General features: G+C 67.2%; 20 protein-coding genes and 5 pseudogenes. 13 read left to right on the top strand and 12 right to left on the bottom strand.

The features are described from left to right. Positions 1–109: pseudogene (locus ACZ50K_RS36390) on the bottom strand (IS5/IS1182 family transposase); the annotation flags it as partial. Between the two features lie 63 nt (positions 110–172). Here ACZ50K_RS36390 and ACZ50K_RS36385 point away from each other — a divergent pair. Further along, complete coding sequence (locus ACZ50K_RS36385) at positions 173–1,732, top strand: SAM-dependent methyltransferase (RefSeq protein WP_468911498.1); 1,560 nt, start codon at positions 173–175, stop codon at positions 1,730–1,732. Between the two features lie 802 nt (positions 1,733–2,534). Here the strand turns inward: ACZ50K_RS36385 and ACZ50K_RS36380 are convergent. Beyond that, positions 2,535–3,524, bottom strand: coding sequence for a ParB/RepB/Spo0J family partition protein (locus ACZ50K_RS36380; protein WP_468911489.1), 990 nt, complete (start codon positions 3,522–3,524; stop codon positions 2,535–2,537). A gap of 1 nt (position 3,525) precedes the next feature. After that, a complete protein-coding gene (locus tag ACZ50K_RS36375) occupies positions 3,526–4,242 on the bottom strand; it encodes a ParA family protein (RefSeq protein ID WP_468911486.1) in 717 nt (238 codons plus the stop codon). Between the two features lie 445 nt (positions 4,243–4,687). Between ACZ50K_RS36375 and ACZ50K_RS36370 the strand changes: the two genes are divergently transcribed. From ACZ50K_RS36370 to ACZ50K_RS36355, 4 genes are all read left to right on the top strand, one after another. Next, a complete protein-coding gene (locus ACZ50K_RS36370) occupies positions 4,688–5,119 on the top strand; it encodes a transposase (RefSeq protein WP_468911483.1) in 432 nt (143 codons plus the stop codon). 213 nt (positions 5,120–5,332) lie between these two features. Further along, complete coding sequence (locus ACZ50K_RS36365; RefSeq protein ID WP_468911482.1) at positions 5,333–6,154, top strand: hypothetical protein; 822 nt, start codon at positions 5,333–5,335, stop codon at positions 6,152–6,154. Positions 6,155–6,310: 156 nt separating this feature from the next. Further along, the gene (locus ACZ50K_RS36360; protein WP_468911479.1) at positions 6,311–6,778 is read left to right on the top strand and encodes a DUF6233 domain-containing protein; all 468 of its coding nucleotides are present in this window, start codon (positions 6,311–6,313) and stop codon (positions 6,776–6,778) included. Between the two features lie 229 nt (positions 6,779–7,007). Beyond that, positions 7,008–7,307, top strand: coding sequence for a hypothetical protein (locus ACZ50K_RS36355; RefSeq protein WP_468911477.1), 300 nt, complete (start codon positions 7,008–7,010; stop codon positions 7,305–7,307). Positions 7,308–7,391: 84 nt separating this feature from the next. On the opposite strand, the gene ACZ50K_RS36350 is transcribed toward ACZ50K_RS36355, so the two are convergent. Next, positions 7,392–7,760, bottom strand: a complete 369-nt coding sequence (locus ACZ50K_RS36350; RefSeq protein WP_468911496.1) for a PIN domain-containing protein — start codon at positions 7,758–7,760, stop codon at positions 7,392–7,394. Positions 7,761–7,783: 23 nt separating this feature from the next. On the opposite strand from ACZ50K_RS36350, the gene ACZ50K_RS36345 reads away from it, so the two are divergent. Then, positions 7,784–7,987, top strand: a complete 204-nt coding sequence (locus ACZ50K_RS36345) for a hypothetical protein (RefSeq protein ID WP_468911475.1) — start codon at positions 7,784–7,786, stop codon at positions 7,985–7,987. Between the two features lie 138 nt (positions 7,988–8,125). Here ACZ50K_RS36345 and ACZ50K_RS36340 read toward each other — a convergent pair whose 3' ends face one another. From ACZ50K_RS36340 to ACZ50K_RS36325, 4 genes are all read right to left on the bottom strand, one after another. Then, the gene (locus ACZ50K_RS36340) at positions 8,126–8,374 is read right to left on the bottom strand and encodes an RNA-binding protein (protein WP_468911472.1); all 249 of its coding nucleotides are present in this window, start codon (positions 8,372–8,374) and stop codon (positions 8,126–8,128) included. Between the two features lie 268 nt (positions 8,375–8,642). Then, positions 8,643–9,059: a hypothetical protein gene (locus ACZ50K_RS36335; RefSeq protein WP_468911470.1), complete on the bottom strand. Its 417-nt coding sequence runs from the start codon at positions 9,057–9,059 to the stop codon at positions 8,643–8,645. Positions 9,060–9,110: 51 nt separating this feature from the next. Further along, on the bottom strand, positions 9,111–9,713 hold the full coding sequence (locus ACZ50K_RS36330; protein WP_468911493.1) for a hypothetical protein: 603 nt from the start codon (positions 9,711–9,713) through the stop codon (positions 9,111–9,113). Between the two features lie 930 nt (positions 9,714–10,643). Next, on the bottom strand, positions 10,644–10,784 hold the full coding sequence (locus ACZ50K_RS36325; RefSeq protein ID WP_468911469.1) for a hypothetical protein: 141 nt from the start codon (positions 10,782–10,784) through the stop codon (positions 10,644–10,646). Between the two features lie 187 nt (positions 10,785–10,971). On the opposite strand from ACZ50K_RS36325, the gene ACZ50K_RS36320 reads away from it, so the two are divergent. Together ACZ50K_RS36320 and ACZ50K_RS36315 are read left to right on the top strand one after the other, a co-directional pair. After that, the gene (locus ACZ50K_RS36320) at positions 10,972–11,109 is read left to right on the top strand and encodes a hypothetical protein (protein ID WP_468911467.1); all 138 of its coding nucleotides are present in this window, start codon (positions 10,972–10,974) and stop codon (positions 11,107–11,109) included. Positions 11,110–11,211: 102 nt separating this feature from the next. Further along, on the top strand, positions 11,212–11,472 hold the full coding sequence (locus tag ACZ50K_RS36315; RefSeq protein ID WP_468911464.1) for a hypothetical protein: 261 nt from the start codon (positions 11,212–11,214) through the stop codon (positions 11,470–11,472). A gap of 651 nt (positions 11,473–12,123) precedes the next feature. Here the strand turns inward: ACZ50K_RS36315 and ACZ50K_RS36310 are convergent. Then, positions 12,124–12,384 (bottom strand): hypothetical protein, encoded by a 261-nt coding sequence (locus ACZ50K_RS36310; RefSeq protein ID WP_468911462.1) that lies wholly within the window; start codon positions 12,382–12,384, stop codon positions 12,124–12,126. Beyond that, a complete protein-coding gene (locus tag ACZ50K_RS36305) occupies positions 12,381–12,686 on the bottom strand; it encodes a DUF6247 family protein (protein WP_468911460.1) in 306 nt (101 codons plus the stop codon). Before ACZ50K_RS36305 ends, ACZ50K_RS36310 begins: the two co-directional genes overlap by 4 nt. Before the next feature lie 185 nt (positions 12,687–12,871). Here ACZ50K_RS36305 and ACZ50K_RS36300 point away from each other — a divergent pair. From ACZ50K_RS36300 to ACZ50K_RS36285, 4 genes and pseudogenes are all read left to right on the top strand, one after another. Continuing rightward, positions 12,872–13,072: pseudogene (locus ACZ50K_RS36300) on the top strand (Tn3 family transposase); the annotation flags it as partial. Continuing rightward, positions 13,050–13,238 (top strand): Tn3 family transposase, encoded by a 189-nt coding sequence (locus tag ACZ50K_RS36295; protein ID WP_468911491.1) that lies wholly within the window; start codon positions 13,050–13,052, stop codon positions 13,236–13,238. The pseudogene ACZ50K_RS36300 and the gene ACZ50K_RS36295, both read left to right, overlap by 23 nt. A 708-nt stretch (positions 13,239–13,946) precedes the next feature. After that, on the top strand, positions 13,947–15,098 hold the full coding sequence (locus ACZ50K_RS36290) for a lipid II:glycine glycyltransferase FemX (RefSeq protein ID WP_468911458.1): 1,152 nt from the start codon (positions 13,947–13,949) through the stop codon (positions 15,096–15,098). 220 nt (positions 15,099–15,318) lie between these two features. Then, complete coding sequence (locus tag ACZ50K_RS36285; RefSeq protein ID WP_468911455.1) at positions 15,319–15,996, top strand: response regulator; 678 nt, start codon at positions 15,319–15,321, stop codon at positions 15,994–15,996. A gap of 201 nt (positions 15,997–16,197) precedes the next feature. Here the strand turns inward: ACZ50K_RS36285 and ACZ50K_RS36280 are convergent. Further along, positions 16,198–16,946 (bottom strand): annotated as a pseudogene (locus ACZ50K_RS36280) (transposase). 348 nt (positions 16,947–17,294) lie between these two features. On the opposite strand from ACZ50K_RS36280, the pseudogene ACZ50K_RS36275 reads away from it, so the two are divergent. Further along, positions 17,295–17,386 (top strand): annotated as a pseudogene (locus ACZ50K_RS36275) (helix-turn-helix domain-containing protein); the annotation flags it as partial. A 28-nt stretch (positions 17,387–17,414) separates the two neighbouring features. On the opposite strand, the pseudogene ACZ50K_RS36270 reads toward ACZ50K_RS36275, so the two are convergent. After that, positions 17,415–17,900, bottom strand: a pseudogene (locus ACZ50K_RS36270) (transposase); the annotation flags it as partial. Positions 17,901–17,993: the final 93 nt, after the last annotated feature.

Raw genomic sequence — 17,993 nt, 5'->3', positions numbered from 1 at the left:
CGTCCGCCGTCCCGCCGCCCTGCGGCCGCACCTTCGATGGCGGGATCAGCGGTTCGGCGATCTCCCACAACCCGTCCGGAACAATCCAACTCCACGCACCCCGCCCCATACCCAGGCCAACGACACCTCACCACATAGGACACGGTCTAGGCCCGCGTCCACGGATCGCCGCCTGCCCGCCTCTGGCTGTCCTCGCGGGGACGGAAGTCTGCTTCACCCGAGCGGGACAGCCGGAGACGGACCGACGCCGCCCTCAGCAGGTCCGCGTCATCGCGAGAGCCCACCTCAGCCACTGGGGACGGCACGAGCTCGTAGACGCTGTAGAACTCGTCGTCTCCGAGCTCGTCACCAACGCCTTCCTGCACGGCACCGTGCAGGGCGGGGGCGACGTCTCCGCCGCTCTGGACCGGGGCTCACTCGCCGAGCAGGTCTTCGGCCGCACGAGTTCCCCCCGGGTCTACGACTACCTGCTCGGAGGAATCGACAACCTCGAGACGACCAGAAGGCGGCCCTGGCCGCCAACGAGGCGGGCAGCTGGACCGTGACGGCGGCCATCATCAACCGCCAATTCCACCTGCTATCGGCCCGGTACTCGCTCGTACAGGGCATCGAGCAGTTCCTGGACCTGGGCTGCGGTCCTCCCGGCTCCTCCCGGCTGGACCCGGACGAGTACGACCACGTCCACGAGATCGTCCGGGCCCGCCAGAGCGGGCGCCCGGTCGTCTACGTCGACCGCGACCCTGTGGTCCTGGCCCGCTCCCGCCTGGATGTGTGCGAGGCAACCACGGTTGTCCGTGGCGATCTCTTGGCCATGGAACTGCTCCTGGCGCATCCGAAATTGCTCGCCGCCTTCGACCTGGACCGGCCTGTGGCGGTCCTCGTCCACGATGTCCTGCCCTTCTGCGTCGACGACCAGGCCATACAGCGGGCAATGGCGACGCTCCGGGAGTGGATGCCGGACGTCGTCACCGCCTACGCCCGGTACGGGCTGGAGGTCCGACCGCGTTCCCGCGGGGAGATGGCCGACCTGTTCCGCGACTTCGTCCAGCTCGGTCCGGGGCTGTCCCCCACTGGCGGGTGGCACCCGGACGGGCCGTGGCACGACCACCCGGACGATCCGCCGCCTTCGCCGGCATCGCGATCAAGGCGCCCGCCGCCCAGCCGTTCGGTGGCAGGGAGGTGTATGCCGCGTGAGGCCCGCATTCCCCGGTCGGCCCGGCCCGGGATACAGGCCCTCAGTACCGGCCGCCACCGAGCCGCTCGATGGGTCCGGCGGGCGGAGGGTGCTCCGATGGCCCGCTTCCCACCGCCCGATCCGGCCTTCCTCCCCGAAATCCGGGTGGACACCACCAACACCGTCCCCGGCGGACTACCACTCGTAGCACTGTTCCACCCGCTCGCACACACCCACAACACCGTGTCCGAGGCGGCGATGCGCGCCATCGCGGACCGGCTCGGCCTCCAGCACGGCCGGGGCTTCCCTCGGACCGGCCAGTTCGTCTACGACGTCGGAATCTGGGTGCTCGACTACGGCCACCCCCGACACCTGCTCCTCTTCGAGCCGAGCGGTACCCTCTGGCCGCAGGTCGTCCGCAGCCGCGGCGGGGTCCTCCTCGCCGTCAGTTTGGACCACGAGCGACGGCCCGCCTCAGACACGCGGATCCTGACCGGTCGACTCGCACTCCGCGACGGACCCGATCGCTCCTGGCGCAGAGCACCGACCGGACCGTAGGCGCCTGTGGGGGTATCGGAGCAGCCAGAATCAGAGCGCTCCTTCCGCTTCTCCGCTCGCCAGTTCCCCCCTCCCTTTCGCTGGCCCCGCAGCCACGCCGGGGGCTCGCCGACGACGCCGGTCTGCCTGGACGCGCCTTCGGCGGGTAGCTGGCCGCAGGGTGCTCCGAGAGGCCGCTGACGGCACACCGCTCCGTGAATCCGGGGCTCCGCCAAGATGCTCCCATCGCCTCGGGAGGCTACGGCCCTGGAGCGAGAGCCACAGCGAGAGTCTCCACCTGCCCCAGCTGAGCGAGTGTCGGATACGGTCCCAGCAGCGGTGGAGACAGGCCCTCCGGTGTGTGCTGACCGCGAAGTCGACATCGGCACCTGACCATCCACGCCAAGGTCCCTCAGATCCACACGACCACCATGGCTCGAAGGCCGCTCAACGACGGAGGACATCCCCGCGCGGTGTTGAAGGCGCGTCCTTGAGCCATCACCAGGGCTGGCGTCGCCGTCCGCTATCAGCCGCCGGTGGAAGTTCGCTGCGATCGGTCACAGTTCAGCTAGGCAGGGCGATCCGTCCGGCGGGGCAACCCGTCCCGACGACTTGGGTGCAGCCCCCGCTCGCTGCGGCATCCATGCCGAAGCCGGCCCATCCAACGGAACCGAATACACCCCACTGCACCCAGGCCTCCATCCCCAAAGACCCGGCTCCCCCACGATCCTTCCGCGGAGAAGCCGGGCCTTCTTGCACTGTCGAGCGACATCAGAAAGAGATGATCATCGTCGCTCTGAGCCGTCGTCCGGTGCGCTCCCAGTCAGCCCTGCCTGACAGAAGAGGTCAGGATGTCGAGCATCGCGGCCAGATCGCTACTCGTCATGTTGGCGGCGCACAGTTCCGCTACAGCCTGGGGGTCCGCCCAGTCCACGTCATTGGGATCGGAGGCGGATGATCGGGGCTCAGGGACATGGGCCGGAGCGGGTGCGTTTACCGCGGTAAACGCGGGCTGCGGTTCAGCCACCCTATCGTCGGCGCCCGCGGAGGGCACGTCTGCGTTTACCGCGGTAAACGCAGACGGGACCGAGGCCGGAGTCGCCGGGGGTGTCGATCCGGGTGATGGCGTCGAAGCCACGGTCCGCTTACGTTCCTCGGCCCGCGTCGCCTTGCGCTGCTCAGCGGCTTCCTGTTCCGCCTTCCAAGCCGCGACCTGATCCGCGGCCGGAACCCTGGCGAGTCGTCGAGCGTCCCGCACGGCCAACTCGCCGGCTCGGAGGGCTGCGGCCATCGCCGGAGACAGCTTCAGGAGAGCCCGCCGCTGTGAGATCCACCCGGTCGTCCAACCGCGGGCCTCTGCGGCCTCGCGAGCGCTGGCGTATTCGGCGACGACGGCCTCGACGGCCATGGCCTCCTCGATGACGTCGAAGTCCTGGCGTCCGATGTTCTCCTCGACTGCAGCGCCAAGGAGCTCACCCCGTGATGCTGCGACCGACTCGTCGTGGACGATCAGCAGCTCGGGCCGACCGAACTTTGTTGCGGCGGCCAGCCGCCGGCAACCGTTGACGACGACGAACTTGGCCGACCCCACCTGATTGGCGTCCTCGGGCCACAGGGCGAGGTACCCGGCAGCGGAGACGACGAGGCACGGCTGCAGCTGCCGGTTCACGATCGACTGGAGGTCGGTTAGGTCACCGAGTGACAGACGGGGGTTGCGGGGATTGGCTACCAGCGAGGTGACTGGCACGCCGGCCGGGGCAGCGACTGCGACGGGCTTGTCGCCGATGGTGGCCAGATTGACACGCCGACCCATGTCAGACCACGTCCTTTACAGCTGTGGTCTTTCGGGACTGTTTGGGCAGGGGCCTTCCGCCGATGCCGAGCTCCACGGCGAGCCGGAAGAAGTCCTCCCGCGCCTCCAGGGCGATACGGCCGCGGGGGTACTGGGTGCAGACCTGACCCTCGGCAGCCGCCCGAGTGTGGATCTTGTAGTGGCGGATCACCGTATTGAGCAAGGGCCAGTCCTTGCTCTCCACGTACTCCTGCGTCTGCTCCAGGTCGACGACTCCGTCGCGCGGATCCCAATCTGTGATCAGGACCCGGTAGGGCATACCCCTCGGCTCCAGGACCTCTTCAATAGTGCGCTGGGCCGGCTTGAAAGCCATGGCTTCGGGGGGGATGGGGACGACGACCTCATCGGTGGAGTCGAGGGTGGCCGAGAGGATCTTGGCGTCCTCGATGTTGCCCGGCGTGTCGACGAAAACGAAGTCGTACTGCTCCAGCTGCTTCAGCCGAGCCAAGTCCTCCGGCTTGTCGTCACACTGGTGGAAGTCGAACGGGAGCTGCTCTTCGTCGACCCGGTCCGACCACCACACCGCCGAGGCCTGCGGGTCCGTCGAGACGACCAGCACTCTGCTCAGTCCATCGCGGTCGCTGCCGAGTGCCTGACCGGCAATCGCAGCAAGGTTGACGGTGTTGGTGGTCTTACCCACGCCACCCTTTTGGTTCACCATCGCGATAACACGTGCCATGTGGAACTCTCCTTGCGCTCGTTCATTTCCCGGACTCTCCGGTACTCCGAGCCAGCAGCACTATCGCAGACAACGACCCAAAGATGCTCCGTATGACTGTGACTCGCTGACGGCGGTGCGCAACATCACCGAAGGCGTGAGCCCGTTGGCGAGGAGGGTCCCGCTCCAGCAGCCTCCAGGCTGAGCTCAAACAGTGCCCTGGTGAGTACGTGGCAGCGAGGTGAGAACGTCCGCAGTGGAACCAGCCCACCGCCGGCCGGACAGCGTCGGCGGTCCAGGTGCTGGTACCTCGAGATCGTCGGCTATGGCCGCAGGGCAGCGGACTCCCAAAAGTCAGAGCCTCGGGTGAGGACCAGGCGGCACCAGATCGGGTGTGGCCTGGCGGGACGTTCTTCGGGCTCGCTCTCCCCTCGTCCTGGGGTGTCGGCGGCCAGCAGAGATGGTCGTGATCGACCTGGCGGTGCGGCGGTTCCTGTGCCAGGCGGCACCGTGCGCACGCCGTACGTTCGTCGAGCAGATAGACGGGCTTACCGAGCGGTTCGCGCGCCGCACTCCCGCACTCCGTCGGACGCTGGAGCGGATAGCACTGGCGCTCACGGGACGCCCAGAGGCCCGGCTGGCCGGGCACCTGGCGGTCCCGGTCAGTGCGAACTCGCTGATCAGGATGCTACGGAATCTCCCGGACAAACAGCCCTCGGTTGCCCCTCGCGTGATGGGAGTGGATGATTTCGCGTTCAAGAAGGGCCATGTGTACGCCACGATCATCTTGGACGTGGAGACCGGCGAGCGTGTGGACGTGCTGCCTGACCGCACCTCGGAGACGCTCATCGCCTGGCTGCGCGCCCATCCCGGGGCCGAGATCGTGTGCAGGGACTGAGCCAGCGCCTGCGCCGAAGCCGTCCGCACCGTCTGCCCCGGCACCACGCAGGTCGCGGACAGGTACCACCTCTGGAAGAACCTGTGCGAAGCCGTCGAGAAGTGCGTCGCCCAGCACCGCGCGTGCCTCACCGAGCCCGCCGAGGACACGAGCACCGACAATCCCGCCGCCGTGAAGGCCGGCCCAGCCGCCGACGACGTACCAGAAGAGCCCGTGGAAGGACTGCGCGCGATCAAGCGACGCGAGCGCCATGCCGCGGTGCATGCCCTGTACGACAAGGGCGTGCAGATCGAGGTGATCGCCAAGACCCTCGGGCTCGACCGCAAGACCGTGCGCCGCTACGCGCACGCCGCCACCCCCGAGGACGCATCCCTTGGGACCGGGTCCCGCCGCTACGGCCAGATCCACGCCTATTCGTCCTATCTGTACCGGCGGTGGAACGAGGGCTGCACGGACGCGGCACGGCTTCACGCGGAGATCACCGAGCTCGGCTACCTCGGTAGCAGGCGGACTGTCCGCCGTCACCTGGAACAGATCCGCGCCAGCGGCAAGCCCGCACCCGAGAAGCCCAAGGAGCTGACCGTCCGGAAAGCCACCTGGCTGATCACCGCGCACCCCGACAAGATCGACGAGAGCAACGCACTCAAGTGCAAGCAACTACTTTCCCGCTGCCAGGAGTTGGATGCTGTCGCCGACTGCGTGCGCGACTTCGCCCGCATGATGACCGAGCGCCGAGGCGGCGAACTCGACGACTGGCTCGCCCGCGCCGAGAACACGGGGGCTGAAGCCGCTACGGAGCCTGGCCCGTGGCCTGCGGCAGGACTTCGACGCCGTCACCGCTGGCCTCCCCCTGGAGTGGAGCTCAGGCAAGGTCGAGGGCAACGTCAACAGAGTGAAGCGGATCAAGAGGGACGGATACGGCCGGGCCGGATTCGACCTCCTCCGACGCCAAATCCTCCTCGCAGACTGAGCACCGTCACCCTCCGACACCGTCCCACAAGAAGTGGATCAGAACCGCAGAGATTCCCCATGTAGGCCAGCTCGATTCCCCATCTGGTAGTCACGCTCAGTAGCCTCGCTGTCGGCTCGGAGACCTTGCACTTGAAGGGGTTGTGTGGCACGTATGCGCTTGGTTCGCTTTGACGGACATCGGAGATCAGGGGCTTGGGCCCCGGAAGGATGATGTTCATCATGGAGAGCATGGGGAAGAAGAAGGCGCGTCCTCGGCGCTCGTTCACGCCGGAGTTCAAGACCGAGATCGTGGAGCTGTGCCGACGTGGTGACCGCTCGGTCGGTCAGGTCGCCAAAGACTTCGACCTGACCGAGACCGCGGTCCCCGCCACCGCCGACACCGCCCGCCGCGCCCTCACGGAAGGCGTGCCGGCCTGTATCCACTGCCGGCCGGACACCGCGCTGGGGGGGGGTGCTGGAATGACCGGCCACCCGCCCATAGTCGTCCACCCGCCCGACGCCCAGGGCCGACGGCTGGTCCGCGCCCACGGCAACGATCTCGGCCGCGCCGCAGGGCCGGGTGACCTGGTGGAGTTCCTCCGCCGGGCCGGCCTGGACCCCGACAACGTCGACCTCAACGACCGGGCGCTGATCGAATGGCGCGGCGGCGGCCCCGCCGTGTGGACACCCGAACCCGGTGCCAGCTGACCCCGGCCCGTTTTTGTCGTCGACCATCCGCTCCAGCATCCCTGCCGGCGGCCGAGGCCCGGGCTCCCGCCCGGTCCGGGACACAGAGCCACCTCGAACGCAGTTCGACTACGAGCGTCATCCCTACCCCCTACTCCCCCGCACACCGGACAGGCCGATTCTGCGTGTCCGGAGGAAGCCGGCCCAACGGGGGCCGCATAAGAGCACACCGCCCTCGAAGCTCCTGCCTGTGACGTACGGCGTCCTGGATGTCGATGACGCCGAAATGCGTGCCCGGATCCTCGAAGGAGTGCGGTACTTGGAGAACCTCCACATGCTGAAGCATGCCTTCCACGGAGGAACTCGGCGCCGCTCTGTCCTGCAAGGCGTCGTCCACGACATGGCCGCATGCCTGTACGCCTGGCGCCACGGCAACCAACCCCTCCCCGCCCCAGGCAAGGCATGGGCACAGGCGAAGGAGTCCTTCGAACTGAAGCAGGAGGAATACGAGCGAGCCGAGCTCGCCGCCATCGAAGATGTGTACTACTGACCAGCAGCGCACACCGCGGTGCCCGACAGCGGGTCGAAGAGTCCTCTCGGTGCTCTGGTCCACCGAGTGGCGAGCGGCCTGGGCTCAGCTGGGGTCGAGGGGGTGAATTCCCGTGCCCTCGTAGGCCTGCGGGGTCAGGGACAGGACCCTGACGGGATCCCCCGCTTTCAGCGCCTGCCAGGCGATCGCTGCCGGGTGGGTCAGCGCCCAGTCGATGGTCGGCCAGGACGCGGCGTCCAGCGCGTGCGCGGCGGTGAACGGCACGCTCTCGGCGAACCGCAGCCGGCCCGCGTGGGCGCCGGCCCCGGGCACACTGCGTTCGGCGGCCAGGAGGGACAGCGCCGGAACCAGGGCCCGGCCGGTCCCCTGGGAGGAATCGACGTAGAGACCCGTGAGGAAGGGGTCCGCCCGGTATAGGGCGGCCAGTGCGGTGTGGTCGAGGACCACCGTCATGCTCACGCGGCGGCGCCGTCCTGGTGCGCGCGGATCTTCTCCCAGGCCGACTGCCCGGCCTGCTGGAGCTCCTCGGTGTACTCCACCCCCAGCTCGGCGGCCGCCTGGAGGGCGCGCTGCTCCTGCTCGGCTCGGGTCAGCCGGCTCCCGGCGAGCTCCAGGAGCTCGGTGATCGCGGTACCGCGCTCCTCGGCCAGGATCCGCAGCCGGTCACGGGTGGCCTCTGAGGTCTTGATGCTGGTGGGTTTAGTCCCGCTCGTAGACCCATTCTACCGCCGGTAGAACTCATGCGAGAGGCGTTGACGCCGGCTCCACCAGTTGATGCGCTCCTCGGCTGGGTCCGGTCGCCTTGTGAACGACATCCCTCACGGGTGGCGCACCTGCGCAAGGCGACGGTCGAGTTCGTCGTCGAGGGCGCTCTCCTCGGCCGGGAAGACGGTGTAGCCGTTCCAGGCCTGGAGGGCGGCCCGCGCCTTCTCCGCGCCCTCGGCAGGCGCCAGCATCGTCTCGGCCAGGCGCACCAGGTAAGCGCGCAGCGACAGGCCCTCCTCCGCCGCGATCGCGGCGAGGCGGTCCCGGGCCTCCCCGGGGATTCTCACGTTGGCATCGGGCATCGCGGCGCTCCTTCCCATCCCCCTCAGGTACAGGTACGTACCCGACGCCTCAGTCCATGAAGGGGAAGGATGCTCAACAGCATCCAGGCCCCACCCGTACCGGAGGCGGGTCCCCGCATCGCGTCGCCCGGCTTGAAGCGACAACCGCTCACCCACCCAGCAAACTGAGACGAAGCAGAATCGGGGCGGATATAGTGGGCGGACCAGTTTGTTACTCAGGCGCAGAGGGCCGTCCATCATGGTGGACGGCCCTCTGTCTTCGTCTCGGTCAGGCGACCTGGAGCTTGGGGCGGCCGGTCGATGCCGGTGGCGCCTGCTGATAGGCCGGGAGCTTGAGATTCGGCAACTCCCCCGCCTGAATGCGGGCCAGCGCGGCCCGGAACGCTGCATCCATCGCTTCCGGTGACTCGTACTTTGCCGCGAGGGGGTGCAGGCGGTAGGAGTTCCCATTGCGCTCTTCACTGCGTGGCCGGAGCACGATGTTGAGGTCGCACAAGGGTGCCATGAGGCCGCTCACAGCCTGGGGAGTAACCCCGTACTCGGCCGCCATGTCCTTCTGGCGGACAGGCAAGGTGCCCCCGAAGTCGCTGCGGGAGACCAGGTACTGGAGGAACTTGACGGCCGATCCTGACAGCGGCAGAGCCCAGATGCGCTCCGCGACGATCGGAGACATGACGTTAGCCATGGAACAACCTTCCTCGTGAGCGGGCGCCCGCCGGCGGGCCTGGCAGCACTATCATCCGGTACGCCTCCTGCCCTGAAGGCTCTCCCCAGACCCGAAATCGAGGTCCAGTTCCTCTTGGTGGACTCCTTCGGGCCCCACCGCGTAGGGGAACGCCTCGGGATCATGGTCGTGCTTCTCCGCGATCCCTGCAAGCACCTCGTTCTGGGCAGTGCTGTTCCCCTGGAACCACAGACGGACGTTGATCTGGATGCGCCCGTTTCCAGCTTTCTCCACCCAGTGGTAGCCGCTGAGGGCCTGAACTGCACGGTTCACGGTGGACCGGGTGATCATCTTGCCGCCCTTCTTGGCGGCGATCTTGTTCAGCCCGTCGGTGATCTCCTGCTGGGTGTACTGCGCGATGCCGGTACCGGGCACCTGTCCGCCTGCCACGAAGAGGAAGACGCAGAGCTGGGACTTGGTGATGCTGTTCGCGACAGCCAGCTGAGCCAGAAACTGGGTGAACCAGTTGCTCGCCAGGCTGTAGCCAGCGCCACCGGCCATATCGTGCACGGACTTCGGGTCTGCGGCGTACTCGAAGTGGACACCCTTGAGGCGGCGACGGCCGGTGGGGTCGGTGGCCTGCGCGACCTTCTCACCCAGTTGCTGGCCGAGCACGGCCAAGATGTCACCGTAGTCGGCTTCGTTTCCTGATTGAACGGGCACCGCACGGGGCCCGCGCTGTCGGCGACGAGCGGGCGGATCAGATGTCACAGGACCTCCTTATTACTCAGGCGGTCCGAGGCTATCCGAAAAATCAACGCCTGCTTGTCTTTTGACGCGGCGGCGCGCCGAGGAGCCCTTCTCCTCCGTGCCCCATGCGGACGCGCCCCGAAAGTCCACAGGTCGTGAAGTTTCTCAGCTCTGAGAACGAGAAAATCCACGCCTGCTTGATTCTCAGTGTCATCCTAACGGCACACTTCATGATCAGCCGCATGCCCCCCACCCGCCGCTTGCCGCCTGTGGGCACGCTCCTGACCTGCAGCGTTCTCAGCTTGCGGCCTCGAGCGAAAAAGTACAGGCATGCTTGATTTTTCGCTGAGATGCGTCCGCCGCAGCTACATTTCGCCGGTCCCTATGTGTCGTCGAGAGCACACAGGTTCGGCAGAAACCGCAGGTGAGAGCCTTGCTCACGCTTGGGTCTTCTTCTTAAAGAGCAGCTGCCCCGTCATGACTCCCCAGTCAGGGACGTGACACGGAGGTCGGCCTCAGGAGGTCGAAGCAGTACCGAAGTACAGGAGGTTTTGCACCAGTGGTTGATGACAGGGCCTGGGAGTGAAACCCAGGTACCGTTTGCCACAGCCGGAGCGTTGGACCTGCACCACAGAACGTTCGCCCCATCGGTGAGTCCGTCGAGCGACGACGGGTGTGGCCACCCGCACCACAGCGGACAGCTACCACGCTTCAAAGTCTCAAACCACACCCTGCCTGCAGTCGCCCTTGAAGGCTGACCACCCCGGCGGGGCACCGCAAGCCCGCTAGGGCTGAGGAGCTACCGACCCTTCGCGTTCAAGACCGGAGCCGCTGTACGAGACTGCGGCTCTCGCTCTAACTTGCGTCGAGCGCGGCCGCGATGCCCTCAAGGATCCCGATCAACTCCTCGGCTGGCGCCTCGGACACGAACACGGCGCCGGCGTCTTCGGGGTGGCTGATCAGATGTTCCTCACGCCAGAACTCCAGCGTGATCACCAGGCGGTCCTCTTCGCGCAATGGTGGGCCTTCTCCGCGGAGTTGCCGGGCGCGACGCCGCCGGCCTGAGTGGTCGGCCGGAGTACGGGCGACAGAGGTCGGCGTGGCCCCGGCGGGTCCGGGTCGTTGAACACCCGGCCGCCCTGTACCAGGGTGCCGGCCGCCGGAGCGATGCGAGCGAGGACCGATGCCGAAGAAGCCCCATGACCCGACGTACGGGTTCGACGCGGAGACAATCACGGTCCGGGTCGATCAGCACGACCTGGCGCGGCTGCTGTTGATGTTCCGCAAGTTGATGCGCGAGCAGAAGCCGGGCTCGTGGTAGCACATGAGGGACTACGACCGGTCCTTCGAGCGCCTCGCGGATGCACTCGATACCAGCTCGCAGCTCCGGTACGGCACACGCTGGACGGGGCCTGACCTGCGGGTGCGCTGCACCACGACCGAGCCGGCCTACGCCTGGTCGAGCGGCGCCCCGTACGACAGGGAGACGGCGTTGGCCTGGATGGTGCCGGGTTACGGCTCGCACGCGACCAAGGGCGAGCACTTCCCTGCGACGCATACGGCGCTGTGCGGGTTCAGCTGGGTGGAGGGCCACCGGCCGCGCGGGATGGAGGGGCTACCGGACTGCTCGGAGTGCCGGCGTGAGGTCCAGCTCGGTGCCGACCGGCCCCACGGCACCTGGTGAGCATGCGCCGTCCTCGCCGAGAGGCCACGTTGGGGTGGGACGCGGTTCCTCGGCTCGTGCCGGCGGTGCGCGTCGGTCAGTAGCGCAGTCGGGCAAGCCGGTAAGGATGGCGTACACGCTCGAGCCTTCGCTGCTGTCGACGCGCTCGCGCCGCCACCCGAGGGCGACGGGGGCGCAACCATCCGCACTACTCCTTGCGCCGTGGGACGGAGGACCGGCGCGGCGATCGACTCTCCGGACAGCGGGCACCGCTCCCCATCCGGCATGTCGTGGGGAGCGAGCGTGTTCCTGAGGGTGATCCGGGCCCAGGTGCCGCAGGCGCACTCGTAGCTGTCCCGGATCGCCTTGCCGGTCAGCACGACAGCTCCGGACTTCGGGCACGGCGTCCCGGCGCGCGGTGTTCGTAGAGGCGGCCGGTGGCCACGCTCGCCTTCGTCCGGGTGCCGCATGAAGGACAGGCCATCGCTCGCGGCTTCCTTGGTGCCCGACTTTGCTCCGGCATCTCGTCACCCTTCGCTCGGCCAGCCCGCCCGATTGGTCAACTCGACTTATCTGCATGGCGGTTTGGTTCTCCCCGTGCCTCTTCCCCTCCACACCTACCTTCCACGCCTCGGGCTGACCCTGCGGGAGCGAGGCATCGTCACTGGGTGGCTATCCGAGCCAGTTGATGGTGAGTACGGAAAGCCAGCGGTGGGGCCGGTTGACCCAGTAGGTGACGGAGAGCTGGCCGAGGGAGGCGTGGCGCACGTCCTGGCCCTCCGGGTCGTCGGCGTTGAACTGCCGGAAGCCCCAAGGGTCCGCCGAGGCGGCGTCTAGGAGCCCCCACACGGTGTCTTCGACGTGCTCGGGCAGGGCGTCGAGGGCCTTGGCGGCCGGGGCGGAGAAGCGGACCGCGTACGGCTGTCCGGTCACCGGCGCCTGCCGCGGAGCTCCGCCATGTCGATGAAGTCGTCGTCGTCGTAGCCGGAGGCCACGAACGCGTCGACCACCGGAGCGGCGGCGATGAGGCCCTGCCACTCCTGGAGGCCTGCGTAGAGCGCCGCGAGGGAGAACGTGCGCCGCGATTCCTCGAGGGCGGCCGCCCACTGCTGCTCGAAGGCCGGCACCCAGGTGCCGGCGCGCGGGTCGGTGCGCAGCTGGGCAAGGAGCTCGGCCGGGGCCCCGGCCGTGGGGGCGTACGGCGTGACGGGGGCGCGGTCGGGCTGCGAGCTCATCGGCTGTTCCTCCCTGCGGTCGTACCGCCAGGGTACGCGCGCCGGTGGGCCGGGGGTGCGGGCATGGGCGGATCCCTTCTACCGGGTGTGCTGCAGAACGAATCACACCGAGAACAACGACCTCCGCCACTTAGCGTTACCACCGAATGTGAGACAGAGCCGTTTACTGGGCAGACCCCCACCTGATGCGTGTGGCCGTCTCCGTACGCGAGGGCATCATCTCCTCCTCCACGCTGCTCAAGCGCCTGCGCTCGGGGTCGAGGAAGAACGCCACGTACGCCGCCTTCCGCGAGGTCGGCCGCGTCATCGGCACCGTCCAGCTGCTGCGCTACCTCTCCGACGCGCCGCTGCGCCGACGGGTTACTGCAGCGACCAACAAGGTCGAATCGTTCAACCGGTGGCGGGTTCGGCAACCGGGGCGTCATCGCCGACAACGACCCGGTCCAGCAGGAGAAAGCGATGAAATTCAACGCTCTACTCACGAACACGGTGATTTTTCACAACGCTCTGGACATCGCCGAGATCGTGCGGCAGCTACTGGAGGAGGGATGAGAGATCGAGCCGGAGAACCTGTCCCACATTTCCGAGCACATCAACCGGTTCGGCGAGTACAGCACGCATCAGCTTGACATCAAGGCGGACGCGTACGAACCGAAGCTCGACGTCGACTTCACCCTGCTGCGAGAGCAGGACCTGACCGCCGCCGGCCTCGGTCAGGCCGCTTGACCGACTGCGAGCCTTCTTGCATAAGCGGCTGTGCAGTCGAAGCGGCGTCCGAAGTCGCCTCGTATGGCTTCGGACGCTGTTTGTCTGCTGGTGAGGTGCGAGCCGGAGCGACGTAGTGCCGGGACGGCAACCATGAGGCCGAAGCGAGGTCGACGACGTACAAGCCGCCGAAGACCGTCTTGGCGGTGGCGCCGAGGAGGTCCTGATCATGGGTGGTGGCTGGCCGTTGGCGTTGCAGACCCCCAGATCAGCAGCATGGCCGCTGCCAGTAGGGGCGACGCGGGCCCCGGGGGAAGCCACGACGGGCGCCTGAGACGGTCTGAGTCGTGATTTCCGCGATCAGCCTCGCGATCTTCTCCGCTGTCGCGAGGTGGAGGGTCAGTCCTCCTGCAGCTGGCCCGATCAGTGGAGCCTCCTGCCGGCCGACTTGTCCGACCCTGGAAACAGCCGTGGAGCGTCCGCCGTCAGAGCGTGACTCCACGCTGCTCCCTGCAGAAGGGGGTGAAATGACGGGGCTACGGGACGGCTGGTGATATGCGGACGAACCTGCATCCTGCGCGTGTGCAACAGGGAGTGGCCCTTCGCAGCCTCTCTCCGGATGAGTACCGAGTTTTCCTGGCTCCGGAGCATGGCGCGAGCTACCTGCAGTATCCGTGCTGGGCCGAAGTGAAGGGGCAGTGGCGTTCCGAGCGTATCGGGTGGCATGCGCCCTCGGGTGAGCTGGCCGGAGCAGGGCTCGTCCTCTACAGGCGGTTTCCTGGCACGCACAAATACTTCGCCTACCTTCCAGAGGGGCCCGTGGCCGACTGGGAGGATCCGGCGATCGACGGGTGGCTGGACCCGCTCATGGACCATCTACGCAAGGCAGGGGCCTTCGCCGTCCGCATAGGCCCCAGTCCCGCCTACCGACGGTGGAACGCCGCCGATGTCAAAGCCGCCACTGGTCCCGGACGCCGGATATCGGACCTGCTGGCCAGCCACGTCGAGCCGGTCGGCACCGCAGTCGCTGACCGGCTGCGGTCTCGGGGCTGGCAGCGGTGTGGAGGCGACGACGACGGCGATGCCCAGCCGCGCTACGTCTTCCGCGTCCCGCTCGCGGGCCGCACGCTGGATGACCTGTGGTCGGGTCTGAACCAGGAGTGGCGGCGCAACATCCGCAGGGCCCAGAAGTCAGGCGTCGAGACCCTCGTCGGCGGCTCGGCCGATCTGCCGGAGTTCTACCGGCTGTTGCAGATCACCGAGCAGCGCGACGGTTTTCGCACCGGCCGTTCCCTTGGCTACTACCAGCGCCAGTACGAGGTCCTCAACGCCGAGCAGCCGGGCCGGATGCGTCTCTACCTCGCTCGTCACCAGGGTGAGATCCTGGCCGCACACACCATGATCGTCGCTGGGGGAAGGGTTTGGTACCAGAGCGGAGCCTCGGCCAACCACCGGCAGGTCAGGCCCAGCAACGCACTCCAGTGGCGGATGATCCGTGACGCTCACGCGCTGGGAGCTGCCGAGTACGACATGCGCGGCGTCGTGCCCACCCTTGATCCCGAAGACCGAGGGTTCGGTCTGTTGCGGTGGAAGCTGGGCACCGGCGGGAATGTCGTGGAGACGCTGGGCGAGTGGGAGAAGGCCCTGCCCGGAGCGGCGAACCAGATGCTCTACCGTGCGTTCCAGACCTACATGGCGCGCCGGTGACACCGCCCAGGCGCCCGTCTATCCGGCTCCGGATGCGGTACGCAGCAAGGGGTTCGGCCTTGTCGTGGGCCGGGGCTGCGAGTAACGAAGGAATCGGCTGGGCATCGCGTCCGACCGGGGGCCGTCTTGGCGCCGGTACGAAGCGAACATCAGTCAGCATTCACCAAACGGCTTCCGACCTGAGCCAGTACGGAACCATCTATCTCAGAAACGCCCTACCATGTCACGTATTCTCCTCATAGAAGACGACTGTGCCATCCGCGAGGGTCTGGAACTGGCTTTGGGCCGGCGCGGCCACGACGTGCGCTCGGTTGCCACCGGAGAGGACGGGATCGAAGCGGTCAGCACGTTCTACCCGGATCTGCTCCTGCTTGATCTGATGCTGCCCGGCATGAACGGAATTCAGGTCTGCCGACAGGTACGCAAGACCAGCAGCCTGCCCATCATCATGCACACGGCACGTGTTGACGACTTCGACATCGTCCTCGGGCTGGAAGCGGGGGCTGACGACTACATCCTCAAACCGGCCCGAACAGAAGTGATCGACGCCCGGATCCACGCCGTGCTACGCCGCTTCGATGGTGGCGGGAAGCCGACCATCGAATCCTACGGCGATCTCGCTATTCACCGCGCTGCGCTCACCGTCACCAAATCCGGACAGCGTCTCCCTCTCGCGCCTTCCGAGCTCAAATTGCTGCTGTATTTGTCCGCCTCGCCCGAGCAGGTCTTCAGTCGGCAGCAGTTGCTGCAGCATGTGTGGGAGCACAGCCACGTCGGCGATGCCCGACTGGTCGACGCATGCGTACGCCGGCTGCGCAGCAAGATCGAGGACTTGCCGTGCAGGCCCCGGTACATCCAGACCGTACGGGGCTTCGGGTACCGTTTCGCAGCGCCGTAACCCCGCTCGTAGCCCCTTCCATACCCGAGTGTAGACGGACGCGAATAGTGTAGACGGACGCGAATAGCGCAACGTCTCCATACAGCGTCTCCACGAGTGTGAGCAGCTGGGCGGGTTGTCAGATGGCGTAGTGCCAGGTGACGAGCATGTATGCGCCGTACCAGCAACCAAAGAGTGCTGCCGCTCCGAGAGTGAGCCTTTTCAGCGGCGGGTCTCCAGGGTGAGGATGGCTCGGGCGATTGACGTGAGGTTGTTGGGACTGAGGCGGGCTTTGCGGAGGATGCGCCAGGTCTTGATGCGGGCGATGGCTTTTTCGACGGGCCGTCGGAGGCGGGAGTGGGCCCGGTTGACGGACTTCTGTTCGAGCGTGAGGTCTTGCGCCGGCTTTCGGCGGTGGGGCACCGCGGTGATGTCGCCGGCTCCCTGGTAGGCCTTGTCGGCCAGGACGGGGATGCCCAGGCGGACGCTGGTGGTGATGAGCCGGTGCCGACGGGCTGCGGTCAGATCGTGGACACGGCCTGCCAGCGCGGGTGAGATCCCCACCAGGGTGCCGTCGGGGTCGGTGATGGCCTGCAGGTTCACGCCGTGGCGGCGGTGATTTCCCGATAGTCGGCGCGACTGTCGCCGACCCGGTCGCACTCGGCGAGGGTCCCGTCGAGCAGGACGTAGCGTGTGTCGGCTCCCCTCAGGGCAGCCGTGAGGCCCGGTGCCCGGCCGGCCAGGAGTGTGACGACGGCGTGGACGTAGGCGTGGGCCGTGCCGACACTGATCCCGAAACCGGCCGCGAGCTGGGCCAGGGTCTCGTTCTTCCGCAAGTACACCAGTGCGGCCATGGCACGGCCCGAAGGCGGGAGCTTGCACCGACGGTCACCCTCCCGGGTGACGATCAGCATCGTGACCCACTCCACGAGGGCATGCGGGACATCGAGTACGGCACGATAGGGAACCAACAGAGCCCCAAGGCTGAAGAGTTGAGCCTATACACCTTGCTCAACAGCCCCGGGGCTCTGCCCGTTCCACGGTCACTCCGCCGTCACCCGATCGGTGGCTGAGCTGAAAAGGCTCAGTGAAGGCGACGGTCCGGTTGGTCGCCCTGCTGATGGCGCGGGCGAGGGGGACGAGGAAGACCAGAGAAGGCGGAGGAGCCCTTCCCCTGAGTGGTGGACACGCTGATACTGGATCTGCTTGATCCGGAGGAAGCGAGAAGACCGCCGATGGCGCTACTGACCTCGGCTCGCCAGGGTGATTCTTCGCGGAGGGTCTGACGGAGCTGGGGTGTTACCTGTATTCCGTGGTGTGTGAGGTATGCGGATGGGGGCGGACTGACGCCGAGGGACGCCGGCGCCGAGAGACGGTGCGGAGGCAGGCGGCCGAGTTGTTCGAGCGGAGGGGCCTTGACCCCGAATCCTGAACACGGGCTATGCGGCTTCGGCCAGCGTAGTTGATGTGGTTGTGGTTGCTGTCTCGTAGGCGATAGGGCTGCGTTGTCCGAGGCGGGAGTGACGTCGGCGGGTGTTGTAGCGGGTCAGCCATCGGAAGGCGTCGAGACGGGCCTCGCGCTCGCTGGACCAGCTCTTTCGGCCCTGGAGAGTCTCGCGTTTGAACGTTGCGTTGAAGGACTCGGCGAGCGCGTTGTCCGCGCTTGACCCGATCGCGCCCATGCTTTGAATCAACCCTGCTGACCTGCAGGTTTCAGCGAATAGCCGACTCGCGTATTGAGATCCGTGGTCGGTGTGGATCACTGCGCCTGCCAGGCTGCCTCGGGTCCGCTGGGCGGCGGCGAGCGCGTCGGTGACGAGCTCGGTGCGCATGTGATCAGCGATCGCCCAACCGGCCAGGCGGCGTGAGGCGAGGTCGATCACGGTCGCGAGGTAGCAGAACTTCCCGCCGTCAACGAGCAGATACTGACTTCGGCGTTTCAAGGTGAGGCTGGGTTGTCGAGGGTGAGGCCGGAGCAGGCTATGAAGCCGTTGAGGGTGTGGGGCCGGTATTGAAGG

The organism is Streptomyces sp. NPDC033845 (assembly GCF_055576225.1).
Note: the sequence above shows the minus strand (reverse complement) of the source record. Positions and strands in the feature narration are given on the sequence as shown.